Annotated in this window: 19 protein-coding genes and 1 pseudogene; 6 read left to right on the top strand and 14 right to left on the bottom strand. The window is 65.1% G+C overall.

The annotated features are described in order from the left end of the window. The first annotated feature begins 92 nt into the window (after positions 1 to 92). The 3 genes from ACKLLE_RS22930 to ACKLLE_RS22920 all read left to right on the top strand — a co-directional run bounded on the left by ACKLLE_RS22930 (position 93) and on the right by ACKLLE_RS22920 (position 3,571). Positions 93 to 635 carry a YaeQ family protein gene (locus tag ACKLLE_RS22930; protein ID WP_420059146.1) on the top strand — a complete coding sequence of 181 codons (543 nt, stop codon included), beginning with the start codon at positions 93 to 95 and terminating at the stop codon, positions 633 to 635. Between the two features lie 11 nt (positions 636 to 646). Next, positions 647 to 2,356: a single-stranded-DNA-specific exonuclease RecJ gene (gene recJ, locus ACKLLE_RS22925; protein WP_064301717.1), complete on the top strand. Its 1,710-nt coding sequence runs from the start codon at positions 647 to 649 to the stop codon at positions 2,354 to 2,356. A gap of 108 nt (positions 2,357 to 2,464) precedes the next feature. Further along, complete coding sequence (locus ACKLLE_RS22920; protein WP_009403615.1) at positions 2,465 to 3,571, top strand: NADH:flavin oxidoreductase/NADH oxidase; 1,107 nt, start codon at positions 2,465 to 2,467, stop codon at positions 3,569 to 3,571. Positions 3,572 to 3,605: 34 nt separating this feature from the next. Here ACKLLE_RS22920 and ACKLLE_RS22915 read toward each other — a convergent pair. From ACKLLE_RS22915 to ACKLLE_RS22875, 9 genes and pseudogenes are all read right to left on the bottom strand, one after another. Next, positions 3,606 to 3,724 (bottom strand): annotated as a pseudogene (locus tag ACKLLE_RS22915) (toxin-antitoxin system HicB family antitoxin); the annotation flags it as partial. 33 nt (positions 3,725 to 3,757) lie between these two features. Continuing rightward, positions 3,758 to 5,620, bottom strand: coding sequence for an FAD-dependent oxidoreductase (locus ACKLLE_RS22910; protein WP_420059145.1), 1,863 nt, complete (start codon positions 5,618 to 5,620; stop codon positions 3,758 to 3,760). Positions 5,621 to 5,629: 9 nt separating this feature from the next. Further along, positions 5,630 to 7,054: a gamma-aminobutyraldehyde dehydrogenase gene (locus ACKLLE_RS22905; protein WP_064301719.1), complete on the bottom strand. Its 1,425-nt coding sequence runs from the start codon at positions 7,052 to 7,054 to the stop codon at positions 5,630 to 5,632. A gap of 28 nt (positions 7,055 to 7,082) precedes the next feature. Beyond that, positions 7,083 to 7,889: an ABC transporter permease gene (locus ACKLLE_RS22900; RefSeq protein WP_009403624.1), complete on the bottom strand. Its 807-nt coding sequence runs from the start codon at positions 7,887 to 7,889 to the stop codon at positions 7,083 to 7,085. Continuing rightward, positions 7,879 to 8,832: an ABC transporter permease gene (locus ACKLLE_RS22895; protein WP_420059144.1), complete on the bottom strand. Its 954-nt coding sequence runs from the start codon at positions 8,830 to 8,832 to the stop codon at positions 7,879 to 7,881. The genes ACKLLE_RS22900 and ACKLLE_RS22895 overlap by 11 nt, the downstream gene beginning before the upstream one ends. Before the next feature lies 1 nt (position 8,833). After that, a complete protein-coding gene (locus ACKLLE_RS22890; RefSeq protein WP_420059143.1) occupies positions 8,834 to 9,871 on the bottom strand; it encodes an ABC transporter ATP-binding protein in 1,038 nt (345 codons plus the stop codon). Positions 9,872 to 10,078: 207 nt separating this feature from the next. Next, positions 10,079 to 11,230: a putative ABC transporter substrate-binding protein YdcS gene (gene ydcS / locus ACKLLE_RS22885; RefSeq protein ID WP_064301721.1), complete on the bottom strand. Its 1,152-nt coding sequence runs from the start codon at positions 11,228 to 11,230 to the stop codon at positions 10,079 to 10,081. An 87-nt stretch (positions 11,231 to 11,317) separates the two neighbouring features. Next, positions 11,318 to 12,778: a gamma-aminobutyraldehyde dehydrogenase gene (locus tag ACKLLE_RS22880; RefSeq protein ID WP_420059142.1), complete on the bottom strand. Its 1,461-nt coding sequence runs from the start codon at positions 12,776 to 12,778 to the stop codon at positions 11,318 to 11,320. Positions 12,779 to 12,903: 125 nt separating this feature from the next. Beyond that, the gene (locus ACKLLE_RS22875; protein WP_009403633.1) at positions 12,904 to 13,815 is read right to left on the bottom strand and encodes a LysR family transcriptional regulator; all 912 of its coding nucleotides are present in this window, start codon (positions 13,813 to 13,815) and stop codon (positions 12,904 to 12,906) included. A gap of 176 nt (positions 13,816 to 13,991) precedes the next feature. On the opposite strand from ACKLLE_RS22875, the gene ACKLLE_RS22870 reads away from it, so the two are divergent. Both ACKLLE_RS22870 and ACKLLE_RS22865 read left to right on the top strand, forming a co-directional pair. Next, on the top strand, positions 13,992 to 15,890 hold the full coding sequence (locus ACKLLE_RS22870; protein WP_420059141.1) for an acyltransferase family protein: 1,899 nt from the start codon (positions 13,992 to 13,994) through the stop codon (positions 15,888 to 15,890). A 342-nt stretch (positions 15,891 to 16,232) separates the two neighbouring features. Next, positions 16,233 to 16,475 carry a hypothetical protein gene (locus ACKLLE_RS22865; protein ID WP_420059140.1) on the top strand — a complete coding sequence of 81 codons (243 nt, stop codon included), beginning with the start codon at positions 16,233 to 16,235 and terminating at the stop codon, positions 16,473 to 16,475. 24 nt (positions 16,476 to 16,499) lie between these two features. On the opposite strand, the gene ACKLLE_RS22860 is transcribed toward ACKLLE_RS22865, so the two are convergent. The 5 genes from ACKLLE_RS22860 to ACKLLE_RS22840 all read right to left on the bottom strand — a co-directional run bounded on the left by ACKLLE_RS22860 (position 16,500) and on the right by ACKLLE_RS22840 (position 23,085). Further along, positions 16,500 to 17,762 (bottom strand): NAD(P)/FAD-dependent oxidoreductase, encoded by a 1,263-nt coding sequence (locus ACKLLE_RS22860; RefSeq protein ID WP_420059139.1) that lies wholly within the window; start codon positions 17,760 to 17,762, stop codon positions 16,500 to 16,502. Positions 17,763 to 17,765: 3 nt separating this feature from the next. Continuing rightward, positions 17,766 to 19,343, bottom strand: a complete 1,578-nt coding sequence (locus tag ACKLLE_RS22855; RefSeq protein WP_420059138.1) for an aldehyde dehydrogenase (NADP(+)) — start codon at positions 19,341 to 19,343, stop codon at positions 17,766 to 17,768. A 60-nt stretch (positions 19,344 to 19,403) separates the two neighbouring features. Continuing rightward, entirely contained in the window at positions 19,404 to 20,351 is a 948-nt protein-coding gene (locus tag ACKLLE_RS22850) for a dihydrodipicolinate synthase family protein (RefSeq protein WP_420059137.1), read from the bottom strand. 154 nt (positions 20,352 to 20,505) lie between these two features. After that, positions 20,506 to 21,432, bottom strand: coding sequence for a 4-hydroxyproline epimerase (locus tag ACKLLE_RS22845; protein ID WP_420059136.1), 927 nt, complete (start codon positions 21,430 to 21,432; stop codon positions 20,506 to 20,508). A gap of 30 nt (positions 21,433 to 21,462) precedes the next feature. Next, complete coding sequence (locus ACKLLE_RS22840; protein ID WP_420059135.1) at positions 21,463 to 23,085, bottom strand: APC family permease; 1,623 nt, start codon at positions 23,083 to 23,085, stop codon at positions 21,463 to 21,465. A gap of 418 nt (positions 23,086 to 23,503) precedes the next feature. Between ACKLLE_RS22840 and ACKLLE_RS22835 the strand changes: the two genes are divergently transcribed. Further along, positions 23,504 to 24,283 (top strand): AraC family transcriptional regulator, encoded by a 780-nt coding sequence (locus tag ACKLLE_RS22835; protein WP_064301731.1) that lies wholly within the window; start codon positions 23,504 to 23,506, stop codon positions 24,281 to 24,283. Positions 24,284 to 24,375: the final 92 nt, after the last annotated feature.

The raw sequence follows: 24,375 nt of genomic DNA, 5'->3' as shown, positions 1-24,375 counted from the left end.
CTGTTGCAGCGCAGGATCGTGGCCGCGCGTCGTCGATTGCCGCCGCATCGGTTAGACTGCTCGACTTTCCCCGTTACCAGAAGCCCGTCCCCATGGCCCAGCCGTCCACCACCTACAAATTCGAACTGAACCTCACGGACCTTGACCGTGGCGTCTACGAGAGCGTCAAGCAGACCATCGCCCGCCATCCTTCGGAAACCGAGGAACGCATGGCCGTACGCCTGCTGGCCTACGCGCTCTGGTACAACGAGAACCTGTCGTTCGGTCGCGGTCTGTCGGATGTCGATGAGGCTGCATTGTGGGAAAAGAGCCTGGATGACCGCATCCTGCACTGGATCGAGGTCGGCCAGCCGGACGCCGAGCGCCTGACCTGGTGCTCGCGCCGCACCGAGCGCACCAGCCTGCTGGCCTACGGCAGCCTGCGCGTGTGGCAGAACAAGGTGGTGGATGCGGTGAAGAACCTGAAGAACCTGAATATCGCCGCCGTGCCCCAGGACGTCCTGGAAACCCTGGCCACCGACATGCCGCGCTCGATCAAGTGGGACGTGATGATCAGCGAAGGCACCGTCTTCGTCACCGATGATCGCGGGCAGCACGAAGTGCAGCTGGAGTGGTTGCTGGGCGAGCGCGGTTGAGCCATCAGTCCATGCGTATCGAACCCCGCTCGCTGCCCCCGACCCTGCCTTTCCTTGGCGACCTGCCGCCGCTGCTGACCCGCCTGTACGCCGCGCGCGGTGTACAGAGCGCCGAAGAGCTGGACAAAAGCCTGGCGCGGCTGTTGCCTTTCACCTTGCTCAAGGGCATCGACGCGGCGGTGGACCTGCTGGTGGAGGCCCTGGCCAAGCGCCAGCGCATCCTGATCGTCGGCGATTTCGACGCCGACGGCGCCACCGCCAGCAGTGTCGGCGTGCTCGGCCTGCGCCTGATGGGCGCGGCCCATGTCGATTACCTGGTGCCCAACCGCTTCGAATACGGTTACGGCCTGACCCCGGAAATCGTCGCCGTGGCCCTGCAGCGCACACCCGACCTGTTGATCACCGTGGACAACGGCATCTCCAGCGTCGAGGGCGTGGCGGCGGCGAAGGCCGCGGGGCTAAAGGTGCTGGTCACCGACCACCACCTGCCGGGCCACGAGTTGCCGCTGGCCGATGCCATCGTCAACCCCAACCAGCCAGGCTGCGGATTCCCGAGCAAGTCGCTGGCCGGGGTCGGGGTGATCTTCTACGTGCTGATGGCCTTGCGCACGCGTTTGCGTGGCCTGGGGCATTACGACAACACGCCGCAGCCGAACCTCGGCGAACTGCTCGACCTGGTCGCCCTGGGCAGCGTCGCCGACGTGGTGCCGCTGGATGCCAACAACCGCATCCTGGTGCACCAGGGCCTGGAACGCATCCGTGCCGGCCGCGCCCGTCCCGGGCTCAAGGCCATCCTCGAAGTCGCCCGCCGCGATCACCGGCGCATCACGTCTACCGATCTCGGTTTCATCCTCGGCCCTCGCTTGAACGCCGCCGGCCGTCTCGACGACATGAGCCTCGGCATCGAATGCCTGCTCTGCGATGACGAGGCCCTGGCCCGGGACATGGCGGTGCAACTGGACGAACTCAACCAGGACCGCAAGTCCATCGAACAGGGCATGCAGCGCGAGGCCCTGGCCCAGCTCAAGGACCTGCCGCTGGAGTCGATGCCGTTCGGCCTGTGCCTGTTCGAGGCCGACTGGCACCAGGGTGTGATCGGCATCCTCGCCTCGCGCCTGAAAGAGCGCTATCACCGCCCGACCATCGCCTTCGCCGACGCGGGCGAGGGCATGCTCAAGGGCTCGGCCCGTTCGGTGCCGGGTTTTCATATCCGCGATGCCCTGGATGCGGTGGCGGCGCGTCATCCGCAACTGATCAGCAAGTTCGGCGGCCACGCCATGGCGGCCGGGCTGTCCTTGCCCGCCGACAACTTCCCGGCCTTCGCCGAGGCCTTCGACGAAGAAGTGCGCCGGCAACTGCGCGAGGAGGACCTGACCGGTCGCCTGCTGTCCGACGGCACCCTGGCGGTCGAAGAGTTCCATCTCGAACTGGCCCGCGCCCTGCGCCACGCCGGGCCCTGGGGCCAGCACTTCCCCGAGCCGCTGTTCCATGGCGTGTTCCAGTTGGTGGAGCAGCGCGTCGTCGGCGAACGCCACCTCAAGGTGGTGCTCAAGAGCGAATGCGGCGCTGTCAAGCTCGACGGCATCGCCTTCGGCATCGACCGCGACGTCTGGCCGAACCCCACGGTGCGCTGGGTCGAACTGGCCTACAAGCTCGATGTAAACGAGTTCCGCGGTCAGGAAACGGTGCAGCTGATGATCGCGCATATGGAACCGCGCTGAATCTGGGGGTAGGAAACTGGTCTAGGCTTTGTAGGACCGGCACTGAGCCAAAGGGAAAAACGAGCGCTCGGTTCGGTCCACCATTCGGAGTCCTGGAGAGGTGCCCTCATGAGTCTGTTACTTGAGCCTTACACCCTGCGTCAGTTGACCCTGCCGAACCGTATCGTCGTCTCGCCCATGTGCCAGTACTCCAGCGTCGATGGCCTGGCCAATGACTGGCACCTGGTGCACCTCGGCAGCCGTGCGGTCGGCGGTGCCGGGCTGGTCATCACCGAAGCCGTTGCGGTCACCGCCGAGGGTCGCATCACCGCCCAGGACCTGGGCCTGTGGGACGATGCGCAAATCCCGCCACTGCAACGCATCACTCGTTTCATCGTGGCCCAGGGCTCGGTCCCGGGCATCCAGCTGGCCCATGCCGGGCGCAAGGCCAGTACCCATCGGCCGTGGATCGGCAAGCATGGCAGCGTCAAGCCCGAGGACGGCGGCTGGGTGCCGGTCGGGCCGTCGAAGATCGCCTTCGACCCGCAGCACACCACGCCCAGCGAGCTGAACGAGTCGCAGATCCGCGACATCATCGACGACTTCGTCGCTGCCGCCAAACGTGCGCTGGTGGCGGGATTCAAGGTGGTGGAGATCCATGCCGCGCATGGTTACCTGCTGCATCAGTTCCTCTCGCCGCTCAGCAACCAGCGGCGTGACAGCTATGGCAGTTGCTTTGAAAACCGTATTCGCCTGACCTTGCAGGTCACCGAGGCGGTGCGCGAGGTCTGGCCGGAGTCGCTGCCGCTGTTCGTGCGGGTTTCGGCGACGGACTGGGTGGAGGATGGCTGGAACCCGGATGAAACGGTGGAACTGGCCAAGCGCCTGAAAACCCTGGGTGCCGATCTGATCGATGTGTCGTCCGGCGGCACGTCCATGCATGCCGAGATCCCTACTGGCCCTGGCTATCAAACGCGTTTTGCGGAAAAAGTACGCAAGGAGTCGGGGATCGCCACGGGCACGGTCGGCATGATTACCGAGCCGGCCCAGGCCGAGCACATTCTGCGCACCGGGCAGGCCGACCTGATCTTCCTCGCCCGCGAGCTGCTACGTGATCCGTACTGGCCGCTGCATGCCGATGACGACCTGGGCGGCAACAAGGCGACCTGGCCGGCGCAGTACCAGCGAGCGACCAGCCGGGAGCAGCCGATTCATGAGTCTGATTTGAGGGATTGAACGCGTGAGGGGCAGGCCTTGTGGTCTGCCCCTTTTAAGCATGGGCCGCGTGATTCAGCACGTCACTCACCCACTGATGCTCTTGTTCTCCAGTTCTGCTTTGGCGGCGACGCTGCCGTGTAGAGTAGGTTCCAGTCGCAGGCTCAGCTTTCCCGGCGATTTGGCCATCAGCAGCAATGCAAATCGTCAGCTGAACTCGCCTACCGCCCGCCACGCCTCGTCTATCGCCGCATGCGCATACGCACTCCACGCCGCATCCGAGTTGGCGATGGTCACGTTGCCCAGCGGCTTGCGCGCCGTTTCCATCCACTTCTCGGTCTGCCCGGCATCATCGAACAGCGTATTGGTGAAGCACGCGTAGCCGTGGGACCAGCGGTTGACCGTGATCGCCAGGATGTCCTTGCGGTGATCGAAGCCACCCGGGCCCAGCATCCGCTGCAATTGATCCCTGAGTTGTGCCTCGAGCTGGTCGAAGCTTTGCGCATAAAGTTTCGCCCGCCCGGTGCGCGCCTGGTCGCGGGCGCTCATGCCGACGTTCGGCGTGGTCGGCACATACACCATGTGCAAGCCGATCGCCTTCGCCGGATCCCGCGGGTGCTCGTAGCCGCCCATGCTCACCGGGTAATCCAGCTTGATCCGGCTGTAGGGCTGGGTCGCCGCATAGATTTCGTGCACGCCGAGCGTGTGGAACGCCTGCCAGTTGCGCACCACCACCTTGGTGTACACCAGCGGGAACTTGACGTTCTGGCTCAGGGCATGGGCCTGTTCCGCCGGCAGGTCGCGCAGCAGGTAGGGGATCATCATGTTGTAGCAGGCCATCACGCAGTGCCTGGCCCGCACCTGGGCCAGTTGCCCGCCACGGCTGTAGCCGATGTTCACCCCGCCATCCACATTGCGCACGCTGACCGCCGTGCTGTTCAGGCGGATGCGCACCGGGTGCGCAGCCTGGTCCAGCTGGCTGTAGTCGAACTTCGCCAGGACGATATCCTCCATGCCCTTGCCCGGCGCCACCTGGGGAATCAGGTCGCGTACCAGCAGGCGCGCCAGCGAGGCGTTGCCATCGGGGAAGTGATAGATGTACGGCTCTTCCATCTCCGCCCGGGCTTCCTCGCTGATCGGCTCCAGGTTCATCGCGGCGAAGCCGGGGAAACCGAAGTTGTAGGCGTCATAGGCCGCCACCGCATCGATGCCCAGGGCCATGAAGTCGTTGGTGCGCCCCTGGAAGTAGGCCACGGCGACTGGCGACAGCCCCACGTCCTTGAGCAGGAAGTCGCGGTAGCTGGTGCTTTCCAGGTGTTTGGTTTTCTGTTCGAGACTCTTGCCGGCGAGGTAATCCCGGGGCGCTTCGTGCAGGTCGATCAGCGCCGCGCGATCCGCCTGCGGCAACGGGAAGTCGTTGATGAAGTCGCGGATCGAACGGGCATTCAGCCGGTCCGGGGCGATATCGTCGGCCACCATGGGCGTTGGGTCGCCGGTCACCAGCTTGTCCTCGCCAAAGGTCTCCTTGTCGAAGAACACTGCGCGGGACAGGTTCAGGTCCGGGTAGAAGTTGCGCTCGAACGCCGTTTCGAAGCGCTTGATCTCTACCCCCAGTGCCTTGAGCAGCCCGTTCACTTCCTGGCTGTACAGATGGTTCGGCGACTGGAACGCCTCGCTGCCGCCATAGCCGATGATCATCCGCCCGTCGGCGCTGAACTCGTTGCGCTTGGCGTGGCCGCCGAAGTCGTCGTGGTTTTCGATCACCAGGATCCGCGCCTGCGGATGTTTCCGGCGATAGAACCAGGCTGCCGACAGGCCACTGATGCCACCCCCGACCACCACCAGGTCGTACTGCTCGGCGATCGGCAGGGCGTCGGTGTCGAAGGTCTTTTTCTCCCAGCCCATCTGGTGCGCCACCTCGAAGGCGCCCGGGTGGCTGCCGCGCAGGCCGGTCAGGGAGGGCGGATAGTAGCGCCCGTCCGGAGCGGCCTGGAGAATCTGCAGCGGGGTCATTCCCGCTGCAATTCCGATGGCGACGCCGTTGAGGAAATCGCGTCGTGTGATCTGCATGAAAATCCCTTAGTGCTTGAACATCACATGGCGGATGCAGGTGTAGTCTTCCAGGCCGTACATGGACATGTCCTTGCCATAGCCGGAAAGCTTCTGGCCGCCGTGGGGCATTTCGCTGACCAACATGAAGTGCGTGTTGACCCAGGTGCAGCCATATTGCAGGCGAGCCGAAACGCGGTGGGCGCGGCCGACATCGGCGGTCCACAGCGAGGAGGCCAGGCCATAGTCGGAGTCGTTGGCCCACGCCAGCACCTGGGCTTCGTCGTCGAAGCGGGTGACGGAGACGACGGGCCCGAATACCTCGCGGCGCACGATTTCATCATCCTGCTGGGCGTCGGCCAGCACGGTCGGCTCGAAGAAGAAACCGTCACCCGGTACCGCCTTGCCGCCGGTGACCAGGCGGATATGCGGCTGGGCGATGGCGCGCTCGACGAAGCCGGCCACGCGGTCGCGGTGCTGGGCGGTGATCAGCGGGCCCAGTTCGGTCTCCGGGTCGTTCTGCAGGCCGTACTTGATGGTCGAGACCGCCGCACCGAGCTTCTCGACGAATTTCTCGTAGATGCCGCTTTGCGCATAGATGCGGCAGGCTGCGGTGCAGTCCTGGCCGGCGTTGTAGAAGCCGAAGGTGCGGATGCCGTCCACCGCCGCATCGATATCGGCGTCGTCGAAGATGATCACCGGGGCCTTGCCGCCCAGTTCCATGTGCATGCGCTTCACAGTGTCGGCGGTGCTGGAAATGATGTTCGAGCCGGTGGCGATGGAACCGGTCAGCGACACCATGCGCACCTTCGGATGGCTGACCAGCGGCGCGCCGACGCTCGGGCCCTTGCCGAAGACGATATTGAGCACGCCGGCCGGGAAGATCCCGTTGGCCAGTTGCGCCAGGCGCAGGGCGGTCAATGGGGTCTGTTCGGACGGCTTGAGCACCACGGTATTGCCGGCGGCCAGGGCCGGGGCGATCTTCCAGGCCACCATCATCAGCGGGTAGTTCCACGGTGCGATGGAGGCGATCACGCCCACCGGGTCACGACGGATCATCGAGGTATGCCCCGGCAGGTACTCGCCGGCCGCCGAACCATTGAGGCAGCGGCTGGCGCCAGCGAAGAAGCGGAACACATCGGCAATGGCCGGGATCTCGTCGTTCAGCGCGGCGCTGTAGGGCTTGCCGCAGTTGTCCGACTCCAGCCTGGCCAGCTCTTCGGCGTGGGCCTCGATGGCATCGGCCAATTTGAGCAGCAGGCCGGAGCGGTCCTTCGGCGCGGTCTGCGACCAGGCATCGAAGGCATGGTCGGCGGCGCGCACGGCGGCATCGACCTGGGCCGCGCTGGCTTCCTTGATGCTCACCAGGGTAGTCCCCAGCGACGGGTTCAGTACGTCATGGCTCGGGCCTTCGCCATCGAGCAGTTGGCCGTTGATCAGCAGTTGGGTGTGCATGAGTCAGTCCTCGTCAGGCAAGTCGGGGTTATTTGCCGCTGCCGGCAACGCTTTCGCCGCCGCGGGTCAGGTAGTAGGCGCCAAGGATCGGCAGCATGGTCACCATCATCACCAGCATGGCGACCACGTTGGTGACGGGCACGTCGCGCGGCCGGCTGAGCTGGTTTAGCAGCCAGATCGGCAGGGTGCGTTCGTGCCCGGCGGTGAAGGTGGTAACGATGATCTCGTCGAACGACAGGGCGAAGGCCAGCATGCCGCCGGCCAGCAGCGCCGAGCCGAGGTTCGGCAGGATGATGTAGCGGAAGGTCTGCCAGCCGTCCGCGCCGAGGTCCATGGAGGCCTCGATCAGGCTCTGCGAGGTACGGCGCAGGCGAGCGATCACGTTGTTGTAGACGATCACCACGCAGAAGGTCGCGTGGCCGACCACGATGGTGAAGATCCCCGGCTCGATGCCCAGGCTCTTGAACGCCGAGAGCAGGGCGATACCGGTGATGATGCCGGGCAGGGCGATCGGCAGGATCAGCATCAGCGAAATGCCTTCCTTGCCGAAGAAGCTGCGCCGGTACAGCGCCGCCGAGGCCAGCGTACCGAGCACCAGGGCGATCAGGGTGGCCAGGCAGGCAACCTGCAGCGACAGCTTGATCGACTCCAGCACGTCCGGCCGCGAGAAGGCCACGCTGAACCACTTCAGGGTAAAGCCCTGGGGCGGGAAGCTGAACGCCGCGTCCTCGGTGTTGAAGGCATAGAGGAAGATGATCAGGATCGGGAAGTGCAGGAACACCAGCCCGCCCCAGGCCGCGATACGCAGGCCCAGCGAAGCTTTTTCAGAGTGCATCGAAGGCCCCCAGGCGTTTGACGATGGACAGGTAGATGGCGATCAGCACGATCGGCACCAGGGTGAAGGCCGCGGCCATCGGCATGTTGCCGATCGCACCCTGCTGGGCGTAGACCATGCCGCCGATGAAGTAGCCGGGCGGGCCCACCAGTTGCGGCACGATGAAGTCGCCCAGGGTCAGGGAGAAGGTGAAGATCGAGCCGGCGGCGATACCCGGCACCGACAGCGGCAGGATCACCTGCATGAAGGTCTGCCGTGGCGTCGCGCCGAGGTCTGCCGAGGCGTGCAGCAGCGAGGGCGGCAGGCGTTCTAGCGACGCCTGGATCGGCAGGATCATGAACGGCAGCCAGATGTACACGAAGACCAGGAAGCGCCCCAGGTGCGAGGTCGACAGCGTGCTGCCGCCGACCCCGGGGATGTCGAGAAGGAATTGCAGCAGCGGTTCCAGGTGCAGCACCTGCACGAACCACTGGGCCACGCCGCCCTTGGCCAGCAGCAGGGTCCAGGCGTAGGCCTTGACGATGTAGCTGGCCCACATCGGCATCATCACCGCGATATAGAAGAACGCCTTGGTCTTGCCCGTGGTGTAGCGCGCCATGTAGTAGGCGATGGGGAAGGCCAGGGCGGCGCTGGCGATGGACACGGCGATGGCCATGGTCAAGGTGCGCACGATGATGTCGAAGTTCGCCGGGTTGAACAGCGCGGCGAAGTTGGCCAGGGTCAGGTCCGGCGTCACCGCCATGGTGAAGTCGTCGAAGGTGTAGAACCCTTGCCACAGCAGGCCCAGCAGCGAGCCGAGGTAGATCGCGCCGAACCAGATCAGCGGCGGTATGAGCAGCAGCGCCAGGTACAGGTTGGGCTTGCGGTACAGCAGGTTGGAGAAGCGCCGCATGGGCGATCCCGAAGACACGCGGGGTGCCGGTTTTTCCAGGGCCAGGCTCATCTCAGCGGCCCTCGCCCAGCACGGTTTCCTGCAGCGGCGTCATCGCCTCGCGGGCCCAGTGCGCGGCCAGGCGCTGGCCCGGCTGCAACTGGCCGGCGTCGGCCTGCCATTGGGTGTTGGCCTGGCTGACATTGAGCAACTGGCCATTGTCCAGTTTCAGTTCGTAGCGGGTGGCGCTGCCCTGGTACTGGATATCGTGGAGCACGCCGCTGACCTGGACCTGGCCGCTCACGGCCGAATCGCCCAGGCGGATATGCTCCGGGCGGATCGAGAAAGGCTGCGCGCTGCCACTCAACTGGCCGGCAAGATCGCCGCGCAGCACGTTGGACGTGCCGACGAACTCGGCGACGAAGGTGGTGGCCGGTTTCATGTAGAGGTTGCGCGGGGTGTCCACCTGCTCGATGCGACCGCGGTTGAACACGGCGACCCGGTCGGACATCGACAGCGCTTCGGTCTGGTCGTGGGTGACGAAGATGAAGGTAATGCCGAGCTGGCGCTGGAGCTTTTTCAGTTCGGTCTGCATCTGCTCGCGCAGCTTCAGGTCGAGGGCGCCGAGGGGCTCGTCGAGCAGCAGCACCCGTGGACGGTTGACCAGGGCGCGGGCCAGGGCCACGCGCTGGCGCTGGCCGCCGGACAGTTGCACCGGCTTGCGGCTGCCGTAGCCGCCAAGGGCGACCATCGACAGCGCTTCTTCGGCGCGAGCATGGCGCTCCTGCTTGCCGACACCCTTGACCTTGAGGCCGTAGGCAACGTTGTCCAGCACGCTCATATGGGGGAACAGGGCGTAATCCTGGAACACCGTGTTGACGTCACGCTGGTAGGGCGGCAGGCCGGCGGCCTCGGCGCCATGGATGCGGATCGAGCCGGCGCTGGGTTGTTCGAAGCCGGCGATCAGGCGCAGGCAGGTGGTCTTGCCCGAGCCGGACGGCCCGAGCATGGAAAAGAACTCGCCGTCCTGGATATCGATGGATACCCGGTCGACGGCCTTGACCTCGCCGAACAAGCGGGAAACCTGGGTGAACTGGACTGCAAGGGTCATGGTGCGGTGCTCCGGATAGGCGTGGGTGTGTGCAGCGGCCCAGGCCTGGACGACTGACGACGGTGGTACGTGTTTTTGCAGGCGAAGGGCTGATCGCGGACCCTGTGGGAGCGGGTTCACCCGCGATTGCGATGATGAATCCACTACTGCAATCGCGGGTAAACCCGCTCCCACAGGGTTAGGTGGCGCTCTGCCGAGGGCTAAGGCTTACCGCCCACCCATGATCGCGATGTAGTCCTGGGTCCAGCGGCTATACGGGACGAACTTGCCGCCCTCGGCCTGCGGGGTTTTCCAGAAGGCGATCTTGTCGAACTGGTCGAAGCCGTTGGTCTTGCAGCCTTCTGCTCCAAGCAGCTCGCTGCCGGTGCAGGCCGCCGGCACCGCCGGCAACGAACCGAACCACGCCGCCACATCGCCCTGGACCTTCGGCTGCAGCGACCAGTCCATCCACTTGTAGGCACAGTTCGGGTGCTTGGCCTCGACATGCAGCATGGTGGTGTCGGCCCAGCCGGTTGCGCCTTCCTTCGGAATCACCGACGCCACCGGCTGGTTGTCGGCCTTCAGGCCGTTGACCATGTAGCCCCAGGAGCTGGACGCGGCCACGCCTTCGTTCTTCACGTCGCTCATCTGCACCGTCGCGTCATGCCAGTAGCGGTGGACCAGCGGCTGTTGCTGGCGCAGCAGGTCGAGCACGGCCTTGTACTGTGCTTCGGTCAGCTCGTAGGGGTTGTTGATCCCCAGCTCCGGCTTGGCGGTCTTCAAGTACAGCGCCGCGTCGGCGATGTAGATCGGGCCGTCATACGCCTGCACCCGGCCCTTGTTCGGCTTGCCATCCGGCAGGTTCTGCGGCTCGAACACCACGCCCCAGCTGTCCGGCGCCTTGGGGAACACGTTGGTGTTGTACATCAGCACGTTCGGGCCCCACTGGTACGGGGTGCCGTAGACCTGCTTGTTGACCACGTACCACGGGCCGTCCTGCAGGCGCGGGTCGATATTCTTCCAGTTGGGGATCAGCGCCGTATTGATCGGCTGCACCCGCTTGCCGACGATCAGGCGCAGCGAGGCGTCGCCCGAGGCGGTAACCAGGTCGTAGCCGCCCTTGGCCATCAGGCTGACCATTTCATCGGACGTGGCGGCGGTCTTCACCGAGACCTTGCAGCCGGTTTCCTTCTCGAAGCCGGTGACCCAGTCGTAGGCCTTGTCGCTGTCGCCGCGTTCGATGTAGCCGGGCCAGGCGACGATATCCAGCTGGCCTTCGCCGGCACCCACGGCCTTCAGCGGTTCGGCGGCGTGCAGGCTGGCGCTGGCCAGCAGGGCGGTGCCCAGGGCACTGAGCAGGGCGGTCTTGTGCGCGAACATGGTGTTCCCTCTTGTTCAAATAGTTGTCGGGGCAGATTGGCAAACGGTGCAGCGATCCAGCGTTTTATTAGGTGATGCGAATCGGGTTCAGGCCAGGTGCTCGCCGTGGCGCGCCATGATGTGGCGGACCACGCTGTAGTCCTGCAGCGAGTCGCTGGACAGGTCCTTGCCGTAGCCGGAGCGCTTGAGGCCGCCGTGGGGCATCTCGCTGACCAGCATGAAATGGCTGTTGATCCAGGTGCAGCCGTATTGCAGGCGCGCTGCGATCTGCATGGCCTTGTCCAGGTCGCGGGTCCACACCGAGGACGCCAGGCCGTATTCGGAGTCGTTGGCCCAGTCCACGGCCTGGGACAGCTCGTCGAAGCGGGTCACCGTGACCACCGGGCCGAACACCTCGCGCTGGACGATCTCGTCGCGCTGCTGGCAACCGGCCAGGAGGGTAGGCTGGTAATAGTAGCCGGCCCCCGAATGCACGGCGGCGCCGGTGACCCGTTCGATGTGCGGCTGGCTCAGGGCGCGCTCGACGAAGCTGGCCACGCGGTCGCGCTGGCGGGTGCTGATCAGCGGGCCGATCTCGTTGTCGGCATCGCGCTTGCTGGCGAAGCGCAGGCTGCTGACCGCCCAGCCGAGCTCGGCTACCAGCTTGTCGTGGATACCGGCCTGGGCGTAGATGCGGCAGGCGGCGGTGCAGTCCTGGCCGGCGTTGTAGTAGCCCCAGGTGCGCACGCCCTCGACCACGGCCTTGAGGTCGGCATCGTTGCAGACGATCACCGGGGCCTTGCCGCCGAGTTCCAGGTGGGTGCGCTTGACGGTCCTGGAGGCGGCCTGAAGGATTTTCTGCCCGGTGACGATATCGCCGGTCAGCGAGACCATGCGCACCCGGGTGTGGCTGACCAGATGGCTGCCGACGCTTTCGCCGCCGCCGCAGACGATATTCAGCACGCCCGCCGGCAACAGCTCGGCAAGGGCAGGGGCCAGGGCCAGGATCGACAACGGGGTATGTTCGGAGGGCTTGAACACCAGGGTGTTGCCGGCCGCCAGCGCCGGGGCGATCTTCCACGCCGCCATCATGATCGGGTAGTTCCACGGCGCGATGGAGGCCACCACGCCCAGCGGATCGCGACGGACCATGCTGGTGTAGCCGGGTACGTACTCACCGGCCAGTTGCCCGGTCTGGCAGCGCACCGCGCCGGCGAAGAAGCGGAATACGTCGATGGCCGCCGGCAGATCGTCCTGGCGCGCCAGGTGCAGCGGCTTGCCGCAGTTCAGGGCTTCCAGGCGAGCCAGTTCGTCTGCCTGGCGCTGCAAGGCATCGGCGATGTTCAGAAGGATATTCGAGCGCTGTTGCGGCGTAGTCCGCGACCAGCCGGCGAAGGCACGATGCGCGGCCTGGATCGCGGTTTCCACCTGCTCGTTGCTGGCTTCGGCGATATGGGTCAGGACTTCGCCCGTGGCCGGGTTGAAGATCGGCTCGGCCAACCCCTCGCCGGCAACCAGTTCGCCGTCGATCAGCAATGCGGTGGAGAAGGTCGGGTGCGCGCCGGACATCGTGGAAGTTCTCTGTTGTTCTGTTTTTACGAACTGTCGCCCAGTACCAGTGGGCGATATTTCTTACAGAGCCTAGAGCGGAGCGCGCAGGTCGACAAATGCTAAATATTGAAGGGGCCGTTCGATTAAATCGAAAGCTTGCGCCCCGAGCCGGGTTCGCGGGCCACGGTCAGGAAGGGATCGACCAGCGCCGGCCGGGCCGTGCCACGGCGCCAGGCCAGGCCGATATCCAGGGTCTGGCTCAGGTCGGCCAGCGGCCGGGCCTCGATGATGTCGCCTTCCAGCGACCAAGGCCGGTAGGTCATGTCCGGCTGGATCGACACCCCGAGCCCCGCCGCCACCAGGCTACGCACTGCCTCGGTGGAGGCCGTGCGCAGGCTGATCTGCGCCTGCAGCCCCGCGCCGGACCACATGCGCCGGGCGTTCTGTTCCATTTCATCGACATTGAGCTGGATCAGCGGCTCGTTGGCGACATCGGCAAGGCTGATGCTGTCGCGCTCCAGCAACGGATGCTGGGCCGGCAGCCACAAGCGGTGGGGCGAGTGGGTCAGCACCTCGGTCTGCAGCGCCAGGCGGTCCTCGAGGTTGGACAGGATCAGCACCCCCACATCGATCTCGCCGGCCACCAGCAAGTGCTCGATATAGGGCCGTTCGTCCTCGGTCACGCGGATTTCCACATTGGGGTAGGCGCGCTGGAAACGGGTCAGCAGGTCGGCCAGGTAATAACCGGCAACCAGGCTGGTCACGCCGATGGTGAGCTGGCCGGCGACCTGGTCGGTGCTCTGTTGCAGGCTGCGCTTGGCGTTATCCACGGTAGCGAGGATCAGGTGCGCCTGGCGCAGGAATTGATGGCCCTGGTGGGTCAGGGTCATGCCCTTGGCGTGGCGGTTGAACAGGCTGACGCCGATCTCCTGCTCCAGTTGCTGGATGGCCAGGGTCAGGGTGGACTGAGAAATGAACACCGCCTGGGCGGCGGCGGAGATCGAACCGGTTTCCGCGACGGCGATGAAGTGGCGGATCTGGCGCAGGGTCATCATGGCGGTGGGCTTTATTGGTTTTTATGAGTGGTTGCCAGTCTATATCTTTTTTTTCGATGGGCAGAAGTGCAGAACGAATCCTGCAAGCAACTGCCCAACCGGCTATGGTGGGGGCTGGCTTCACCCATGACGGTCCACTGACGGGCCGATAAAAACAAAGAACACGGATATTCCCGATGCTTTTTCGCAACAACATCAACGCCCTGCGCGCGCTCGCCGTGATCGCCGTGGTGCTTTTCCATTTCCGTATTCCAGGCTTCGATGGCGGCTTTGTTGGCGTCGATGTGTTCTTCGTGATTTCCGGCTTCCTGATGACCGGCATCATCGTCGATGGCCTGCGCCGTGGCGACTTCTCCCTGCTCGGTTTCTATGCGTCGCGGGCACGGCGGATCATCCCGGCACTGGCGGTGTTGTGCCTGGCGCTGATGCTGTTCGGCTTCGTCTACCTGCCGCTGGACGATTACCGCGAGCTGTTGCGCACGGCAAAGAACAGCCTGCTGTTCACCTCCAACCTGCATTTCGCCGAGGATGGCGATTACTTCTCGGCACCGCTGCACGAGAACTGGCTGCTGCACACCTGGTCGCTGTCGGTGGAAATGCAGTTCTACCTGTTCTACCCGCTGTTGTTGCCGCTGCTGTTCCGCTGGCTGGGGGAACGCGCAATGGCCTGGACGCTGGCGCTGCTGGGCGGCGTTTCGCTGGCCGCTTCGGTGCTGCTGACCGAGAGCCATCCGGTGGCGGCCTTCTACCTGCTGCCGACCCGGGCCTGGGAAATGATCCTTGGCGGGCTGGTGTTCCTCTTTCCGCTGGGCCTCTCGCGGTTGGGGCGCGGCCTGCTCGAAGGCGCCGGCCTGGCGATGATCCTGATCGCGGTGCTGGCGTTTTCCGGCAGCGACCCCTGGCCGGGGCACCTGGCCCTGCTGCCTGCGCTGGGGGCGGCAATGGTGATCCAGGCCAACAGCAACTCGCTGTTCAGCCGGGTGGTGCCGCTGCAGTGGGTCGGGCGTATTTCCTACTCGGTGTACCTCTGGCACTGGCCGCTGGTGGTCTTCCTGTATGTCTGCGGGTTGCTCCACAGCACGCCCCACGTGCTCGTCGCGCTGCTGCTCACCCTGGCCCTCGGCTACCTGTCGTATCGCTGGGTCGAATCCAGCGTGGGGAAAGTCCGTCGGCCTTCGCGGGCCTTGCTCAAGCACTGCGGTATGGCGTTGGTGCTGGTGGTGGTGGCTTCGGCCGGGGGCTCGCTGGTGAAGAAATACCCGGCGCTGCGTTTCGCCTTCGAAGAGCACCAGCGGCCGGTCTACGCCAGCACGTTGTACACCCGTGAGTGCTACCCGGATGCGGCGGACCGCGACGTGGTGGACTGCCGGCTGGGCGAAGGCGAAGTGCGGGTGATCCTGTTCGGCGACAGCCATGCCGAATCGACTGCCGCTGCGGTGCAGATCGTCAACCGCGAGGCCGCGCTGTCCTGGTCCCGTGGTGGCTGCCCGACGCTGATGGACTTCCAGATGCAGGACCGCGAGCTGGAAAGCAAATGCCGCGCGTTCAACCAGCGCCGCTTCGAACTGCTCAAGCATGAATACCCCGGAGTACCGGTGGTGCTGCTCAGCCGTGCGGCGCTGTACTCGGACATCCGCCGGGAAAACCGCTTCCGCGTCTACTTCGACGGCCAGCGCCACCAGGACTCCGCCACCTTCGCCCGGCAATTCGATGCCGAGTACGCCCGCACCGTCTGCGCCCTGGCCGAACAACGCCCGGTGTACATCGTGCGGCCGATTCCGGAAATGCCGTTCAGCGTCTACAAAGGGCTGAATCTGCAGGCGCGTATCCTGGGCAGCACATCGGATATCTCGGTGCCGCTGGAGGCCTATCGCGAGCGTAACCGCCGGGCCAACGAAGCCATCGACTACGCGGCCGCCCGTTGCCAGGTGCAGGTGCTGGATCCGGCGCCGTGGCTATGCCCGGATGGAGCGTGCATGGGGTCGCTGGAGGGCAGGGCGTTGTACTTCGATGACAACCATCTGGTGGACTCGGGGAATCGGCAGTTGCAGGGGATGTTTCGTGGTTTTTTCTGACAGGAACCGATGAAAAAGTGTTGCCTACGCGCTGAAAAGTTCATCGATTTCCGACTTTCTTGTAGGCAATTTCCCAAGCATACTCCCCGGCCCGCTTTTTGGTTGCGTGGGGTGGAAAGGGTGCCTAGTCTGCGTCGGTCGTTGTTAGCGCAATGACCGGATTTAGCAGTCCGCCTCAGAATTCATCCGCAGCCAGCTTTTATGGCGGCTGTACGCGTGGGCACCTTCGGGTGCGCCGAGGTATGAGTTCTGAGCTCGGTCTGCTAACCCGTGTACAGTCGCCACCCTTCGTTTAGCAGCGAATCGTGGTTTCTCGATCCTCACCTCTCAGAGCTCGAAACCATGAAAAAAATCGTTCCTGATCCACCTTATGCGCTTTGCACCACACCCGGCCTGACCCGCGAGGAAGCCATGCAGCATGCGCTGAACCACCTCGAAAAGGCCCTCGCCGACGTATCCCTCCTACCGGCTCCACCCATGGAGCACCACCTGGAAATGCTTAACTACGCGCTGCTCAATCTGCAGATCAGCAAGGCGTTGATGACGGTGGCGGTGGCGGCTTCGACCTTGAGTGTTCAGGTCTGATCGACTGTTGTGTCCTTCAGGGCCTCAGAAACGATCGAGTCGATAGGGCTCGAGGTCCGGCAATCCCTCCACTCCGGACCCCATCAACCCGCCGATCATCTGCGCCGTCACCGCCGCCTGGGTCAGTCCCAGGTGCTGATGCCCGAACGCCAGCAGCACCCGTCCGTCACAAACCCGGTCGATCACCGGCAGCGAGTCCGGCAGCGAGGGCCTGAAACCCATCCACGGCGTGGCGTCGCGGGCGTCCAGTTCTTTCTTGAACAAGCCCCGGCTCAATCTCTGCAACTGCCAGGCCCGGTCCATGTTCGCCGGGCGCTCCAGCCCGGCGAATTCCACCGTGCCGGCCAGGCGCAGGCCTGCGGACATCGGGGTCATGATGAACTTGCGCTCCAGCGAGGTCACCGCGAACGGCAGGCGCCGGTGCTCATGGGGCAGCATCAGGTGATAGCCGCGCTCGGTATCCAGTGGCACGCGCTTGCCGGTCAGGGCCTGGATGAGCCGCGCCGAGTGCGCGCCGCAACTGACCAGCACCCGCGCGACGTCCAGCTCGCCCTGGTCGGTGGCGAGGCCGATGCTGTCCGCCTTCAACCGGGCACCCTGCACATCCCGTCGAATAAAGCGAACGCCTGCCGCCACGGCAGCGTCGTACAGCGCCATCACTGTGGCATGAGGATCAAGAAAATGCCCGGTGGCGGGGAAGAACAGCCCACCGCGCAGGTGCTCGCTCAACTGCGGTGCCGCCTGGCGAATGGCATCTGCCTGCCAGCGCTGCACCGGGACGTTCTGCCCCAGCATGCGTGCTTGCAGAGCGTCGAGGGCCGCAGCGGATTGCGGTTTTTCGAAGACCAGCAGCGACCCATCCTCCCGCAGCATTTCAGCCCGGCCCAGTGAACCGAGCAGGCGCCGCCACGCCTCCAGGCTGGCTTCGTTCAGGGCTCGGATGCCTGCGATGCTGCGGCGATACGGCGCCGGACGCAGGTTCAGCAGCAGGCGGACGAACCACGGTATGGCGCTGGGCAGGTACTTCCAGTCCAGGCGCAACGGCCCCATCGGGTCCATCAGCATGTTCGGCAAGCGCTTGAGGATCGACAGGTCGGCGATGGGAAACACCTGCTCGGTCGCCAGGTGCCCGGCATTGCCGAACGAGGCGCCCATGCCGGGCGCCTGGCGGTCGATCAGCACCACCCGCAGGCCTTGTCGCGCCAGTTGCAGGGCACAGGCGACGCCGACGATGCCGGCGCCGATCACAGCGATATCGAACTCGCGCGAAGCACAGGTCGTGACCATGTTTCAGGCTTCTCGCTGGCCATCGAGCAGCCGCCGCAGATGCAGCGGGTTGCCGTGTTGCAGGGCCACCGGCAGCAGGCTGTCGGGGAAGTCCTGGTAGCACACCGGGCGCAGGAAGCGCCGGATCGCCGCTGTGCCCACCGAGGTCGCGCGCGGGTCCGAGGTGGCCGGGAAGGGGCCGCCATGGACCATGGCGTCACAGACTTCCACCCCGGTCGGCCAGCCATTGACCAGCAGGCGCCCGGCCTTGCGCTCCAGCACCGGCAGCAGGGCGCGGGCCTGGTCGAGGTCGGCGTCGTCCAGGTGCAGGGTGGCGGTCAATTGGCCTTCCAGGTGTTCAGCGACCTCACGGATCTCCCGTTCATCTTCGCAGGTGACCACCAGCGACGCCGAACCGAAGACTTCCGCCTGCAGGCTCGGGTCGCCCAGGAAATCCCGGGCAGTGCTGACGAACAAATGGGCCTGGCACTGGTTGGGCCCTTCGGCAGGCGTGCCGGTGGCAGCGATATCGGCATGCGGATTGGCGTCCAGGGCCTCGATGCCACTGCGATAGGCGCTGTATATCCCGGGAGTGAGCATGGTTTGTGCCGGGCTCTGCCAGATGTGCTGCGCTGCGCTGGCGATGAAGCGGTCGAGGTCTGGCCCCTGGCGGGCAATGACCAGTCCGGGGTTGGTGCAGAACTGCCCGGCACCCTGGGTCAGCGACGCGACGAAGCCTTGCGCGAGGGTTTCCGCGTGGGCCTGAAGCGCTGCCGGGAAGAGGAACACCGGGTTGATCGAACTCATCTCGGCATACACCGGGATCGGTTCGCGCCGGGCCTGGGCGGCCTGGCACAGGGCGATGCCACCGCTGCGCGAGCCGGTGAAGCCCACGGCCTTGATTCGCTCGTCGCACACCAGGGCGATGCCCACTTCACGGCCGGAGCCGTAGAGCAGGGAAAACACCCCTTCCGGCAGGTTGCACACCTGCACCGCACGGGCCACGGCCTGGCCGACCAGTTCGCTGGTGCCCGGGTGGGCGCCGTGGGCCTTGACCACCACCGGGCAGCCGGCCGCCAGGGCCGAGGCGGTATCGCCACCGGCGACCGAGAAGGCCAGGGGGAAATTGCTCGCGCCGAACACCGCCACCGGGCCCAGCGGAACCTGGCGCTGGCGCAGATCGGCGCGGGGCAGTGGCTGGCGTTGGGGTTGGGCACTGTCGACGCGCACATCGAGCCATTCGCCGGCACGCACGGTACGGGCGAGGCTGCGCAACTGGCCGCAGGTACGACCGCGTTCGCCCTGCAAACGGGCGCGGGGCAGACCGCTTTCGGCCACGGCGCGGTCGATCAGCGCATCGCCGAGTGCTTCGATCTGCGCGGCGATGGTTTCGAGAAAGGTCGCGCGGGCCTCCAGCGAGGTTTCGCGGAAACGGTCGAAGGCTGCCCAGGCCAGGGCGCAGGCCTGTTCCACCTGGGCGAGGGTGCCGCCCGGATACAGCGGATCCAGCAGCAGGTTGGTGGCCGGATCGATCGCGCGGATCGCTTCGCGGCTACCGGTAACGGCCTGTTGGCCGATGAGCATCTTGCCTGTCAGGGTCATGGCGCCTCCTGGAAAAGGAATTCGGGGCCGGCGGCAGGCCGCCGGCCGGACAGCGGTGGGTCAGGCCAGGTTGTGCGTGCTCGACCAGTTGGCGTACCACTGGCGGAACAGGCTGTACTGGCTGTGCGCGTAGTTGCGCTGGGCGTCGCTGAGCACGTCGGTAGCGTTGAAGTGCAGGGTGTATTCCAGGTCGCCGTTGAGCACCATCAGGTACTTGTAATACAGCACCAGGTCGCAGCCTTCGTCGAAGGTGGACAGCACGTGCAGGGCTTCGGACAGCTCCAGCGCCCGGCTGCGGGCGACGGCATCGCCGCGGGCGGCACGCTTGCTCAGCTCGACCAGCAGCAGGACTTCGCGGGGCAGGGCGTTGCCGATCCCGGTGATCGCCCCGGTGGCCCCGCAGTTGACGAAGCCGTGCACCACCTGGGTATCGACGCCGGCCATCAGCACCACCTGGTCATCCTGGGAGGTGATGTGCTCGGCGGCGTAGCGCATGTCGGCGGCGCCGCCGAATTCCTTGAAACCGATCAGGCCGGGATATTTGCGGCGCAGCTTGAAGAACAGCTCGGCGCGCGTGGCGAAGCCGTAATAGGGGCTGTTGTAGATCACTGCCGGCAGGTTCGGTGCGGCTTCGAGGATGGCCGCAAAGTGGGCTTCCTGGGCCACCGGCGAGGCACCGCGGGACAGCACGCGGGGGATGACCATCAGGCCATGGGCACCGACCCTGGCGGCGTGGGCGGCATGGGAAACCGCTTCGCGGGTGTTGACCGCGCCGGTGCCGACGATGGTCGGCACCCCGGCCGCGACCAGGCGGGCCACGCCTTCCTGGCGCTCGGCCTCGGTCAGCAGCGGCCAGTCGCCCATCGAGCCGCAATACACCACGGCGCTCATGCCGATATCGATCAGTTCCTTGCCCTTGCGCACCAGGGCATCGAAGTCGGGTTTGCGCTCTGCGGTGCACGGGGTCATCAGGGCCGGGATGGTGCCGGTGAAGATGTTGCTGGTCATGGTGGTGGTCCTTTGGTTTTGTCAGGGTGACGCGGACCCTGTGGGAGCGGGTTCACCCGCGATTGCGGTGGTGGATTCACCATCGCAATCGTGGCGGTTCGGCGGTCCGATGAACCCGCTCCCACAGGTCCGCGCAAGTTCGGAGACTGGAGTTTCAAATGCCCCAGGCAAACGCATCCGCGTCATCGATCAGCAAGGTGCTGTCGGCGGTCATGAAGGCCTGCCCGGTGATGAACGGGCGAATCCTCTCGCCGTCCCGCTCGTAGCGGGCTTCGAAGCGGCTGCCGGTGATGCTCGCCTGGACCCAGGTCTGCCCGGGCTCCAGCGCGCCGTCGGCGGCCATGCAGGCCAGCTTGGCGCTGGTGCCGGTGCCACAGGGCGAGCGGTCGTAGGCCTTGCCCGGGCACATGACGAAGTTGCGGCTGTCGGCCGTGGCGTCGTCGGCGAACAGTTCGATATGGTCGATCGGCGCGCCGCCTTCGCCGGTGATGCCTTGCGCTTCCAGGGCCCGGAGCATCTTCCAGGTGAGGTCGGTGAGGTGCTCCACGTTGTCCAGGCGCAGGTCCTGGCCATGTTCGTAGACCAGGAAGAACCAGTTGCCACCCCAGGCGATATCGCCAAGGAAGTTGCCATGGCCCGGCACCGACACCTCGACCTGCCGGCGATAGCGGTACGACGGCACATTGCCCACGGTGACCCGGCCATCCTCGTGCAGGGTGGCGTTGACGGTGCCGACCGGCGTATCGATCCGGTGCTCGCCGGGCTGGATCAGGCCAAGGTGCTGCAGCGAGTTGACCAGGCCGATGGTGCCGTGGCCGCACATGCCCAGGTAGCCGGCGTTGTTGAAGAAGATCACGCCGCAGGTGGCATCCGCCGAGACCGGCGCGCAATGCAGCGCACCGACCAGCACATCGTTGCCGCGCGGTTCCAGCAGGCATGCGCGGCGCCATTGGTCGTGCTGTTCACGCAGGGTGTCGCGCTTTTGCGCCATGGTCGCCCCGGCGATCTCCGGGAAGCCTTCCAGTACCAGGCGCGTCGGTTCGCCGCCGGTATGGGAGTCGATCACGTGGATGCGTTTCATGAAGCTGTCCCCTTCATTGGATGGTTCGGTTCAGGACACCCGTGGGCTGACCACGAGTGGTGCATGTGGGCGCTCGTTCTCGGCTTCGCTTTCGTGGTCTTCGGCATCCACCTGCACCAGGTGCGCCGGAACGCCGGTCGCCGCGCCCCAGTAGTAGATGCCCAGGGCGCTGAGGGCGACGGCCAGGGTGTCGAACGGATGGCCGATGGCCCCGATGCCGCCGAAGCTGCCCAGCCAGGACAGCAGGATGGTCGCGGCGTAGAAGCCGATCAGCCAGGCCGAGGAACGCACCTGCTGGGCGATGCTCAGGTGCATGGTCGGTACGAAGCGACCGCACAGCAGGTAGATGACGAACATCAGGATCTGCAGGCTGAGCAGCCAGGACACGGTCTTCCAGCCGGACCAGTAGACGATCAGCGCGGCGATGATGAACGACAGCGGACCGAGCAGCGCCATGTGCCTGACCTTGAACGGGCGCACCAGCTCGGGGGCGTTGCGACGCAGGGCGGCGACGGTCACCGGGGCCACGGCGTAGCTGAGGATCAGCGCGGCGGACACCACGTTGATCAGCGCCTCCCAGGACGGGAACGGCAGGGTCCAGAACACCGACAGGCCGAAGGTCAGCCAAAGCGCCGGGCGCGGGATGCCGGACTTCTCGTCGATGCGGGTGAAGATGCTGAAGAAGGTGCCGGTCCGGGCCCAGCCATAGACCACCCGCGGGGTGGCGTTCATGTAGATGTTGCCGCAGCCGCTGGGGGAGATCACCGCATCGGCCACCACCAGCCAGGCCAGCCAGCCGACACCAAGGGCGATGGCGATATCGCGATAGGGCAGGGCCAGCTCCCGGGTCACGCCCGCCCAGCCGTTGGCCAGCATGTCGCTCGGCACGCCGCCGAGAAAGGCGATCTGCAACAGGGCGTAGATGGCCGTGGACAGCAGCACTGAAAGGATCAGGGCGATGGGGATGGTGCGTTGCGGGTTCTTCACTTCCGAGGCCACCGAGATGATCGGGGTCAGGCCCAGGTAGGCGAAGATGATGCCGCCGGCGGACACCGCCATTTCCACGCCCGACAGGCCGAACGGGGCGAAACCGTGGGCGCTGAAGTTGTCGGGTTTGAAGAAGGTGAACAGCACGCCGATCACCAGCAGCGGCACGATGAACTTGAAGATGCTCACCAGGTTGTTGGACTTGGCGAAGGTCTTCACGCTGTTGTAGTTCAGCACGAAGAACAGGCACAGCAGGCCGAACTGCACCAGCCAGCCGAGCAGGGTCGGGTCGCTGGAACCGCTCTTGGTCAGCTCCGGGAACCAGGCGGCGGCGTACTGGCGGGCGGCGACCACTTCGATGGCGACCAGGCTGGAAAAGGCGATCAGGGTGATGAAGCCCATCAGGTAGCCAAGCAGCGGACCGTGGGAATACACCGGATAACGCACCACGCCACCGGCCCGAGGCAATGCCGCGCCCAGCTCGCAGTAGACGATGCCCAGCAGCAGCACGGCGAAGCCGCCGAGCAGCCAGGAAAAGATCCCGGCGGGGCCGGCGATGGCAGACACATGGCTTGCTGCGAACAGCCAGCCGGAGCCGAATATCGCGCCCAGCCCGATAAAGGTGAGGTCTATCAATGACAGTTGTTTCTTGAACTTGCCTGACATGGCGGTGCCTTCTTGTGGGTTATTGGATAGGCAGGGTGGATGTCACTGTTAAAACAGGTTCGCGAGTTCTGGAGCGTTGTTCTCCGATACTTCCACTGCAATTGGCCGGTATATCTCCCGCCGCTGACAGTGCTATTGCCGATACGCCGCCGGTGCACTTCGACGACCCGGGCAATGCCCATACAGTGAACTCATCGAGGCCCTTGGCGCTTGATGTTTTTCTCCAGTGGAAATGACGAAATCGGCATAGTCAGGAAATTTCGACAAAGTTCTTGGGAAATTTCTGAAGCGTTGCAGGCCGCGCCCCGTCAGGTTTGGCGCGCTGCTCGACAGCCATGCCCGGCTGCGGCAAGCTGGCGTCCGGCTTGAAGTACGAGCGGATTTTTACCAGTCGGTCAGGAACCGGAGACACCCTCACGTGAACCCCAATGCATTTGCCATCCTGTTCCAGGGCAACGATCACTATCGACCCGCTACTATCGAGGAGTTGTTATCCGGGCTGGCCTGCCTGCTGCCGCTGTTCGACGCCATTCCCAATGCGACGATATTCATCAAGGATGTACAGGCGCGTTATTTGCTGGCCAATGCCGCGCTGGTTCAGCGTTGTGGCCTGAAAAGTTTGAAACCGTTGCTGGGCAAGACCAGTGCCGAAGTCTTTCCGGCGCAATTCGGGCCTGGTTATACCGATCAGGATCGGCGCGTCCTGCAGGAAGGGCGGGTACTGGAAGATCAGCTGGAACTGCACCTGTATGGCTCGCGCGAGCCGGGCTGGTGCCTGACCCACAAGCGGCCGCTGTTCAACCGCGAGGGGCAGATCATCGGTCTGGCCGGCGTATCGGTAGACCTGCAATCGGCCAGTTCCGCGCACCCGGCCTACGAGCGCCTGGGGGCGGTGGACGAATACATCCGCAGCCATTTCCATCGCCCGGTGACCTTGAGCGAACTGACCCGGATCGCCGGGATTTCCGTGGCGCAACTGGAGCGCTACTGCAAGCGGGTGTTCCACCTCACGCCGCGGCAGATGATCCACAAGGTACGCCTGGAACATGCGCACCGCTTGTTGTCGACGGGGCTGCCGATCACCGAGGTGGCCTTGCAGTGCGGGTACACCGACCACAGCGCGTTCACCCGGCAGTTCAAGCAGTTGACCGGGTTTACACCGAAGCAGTATCGGCGGGCGATGGGGTTGGGAGATTGAGGCCGCTACGGCCACTTGTGGCTGCTACCGGCCTCATCGCTGGCAAGCCAGCTCTCATAGAACAAAACATAACTCTTTGATTTGCAGGGACA

Origin of the sequence: Pseudomonas bharatica (assembly GCF_048586865.1) — a bacterium.
Taxonomy (GTDB): Bacteria; Pseudomonadota; Gammaproteobacteria; order Pseudomonadales; family Pseudomonadaceae; genus Aquipseudomonas; species Aquipseudomonas bharatica.
Note: the sequence above shows the minus strand (reverse complement) of the source record. Positions and strands in the feature narration are given on the sequence as shown.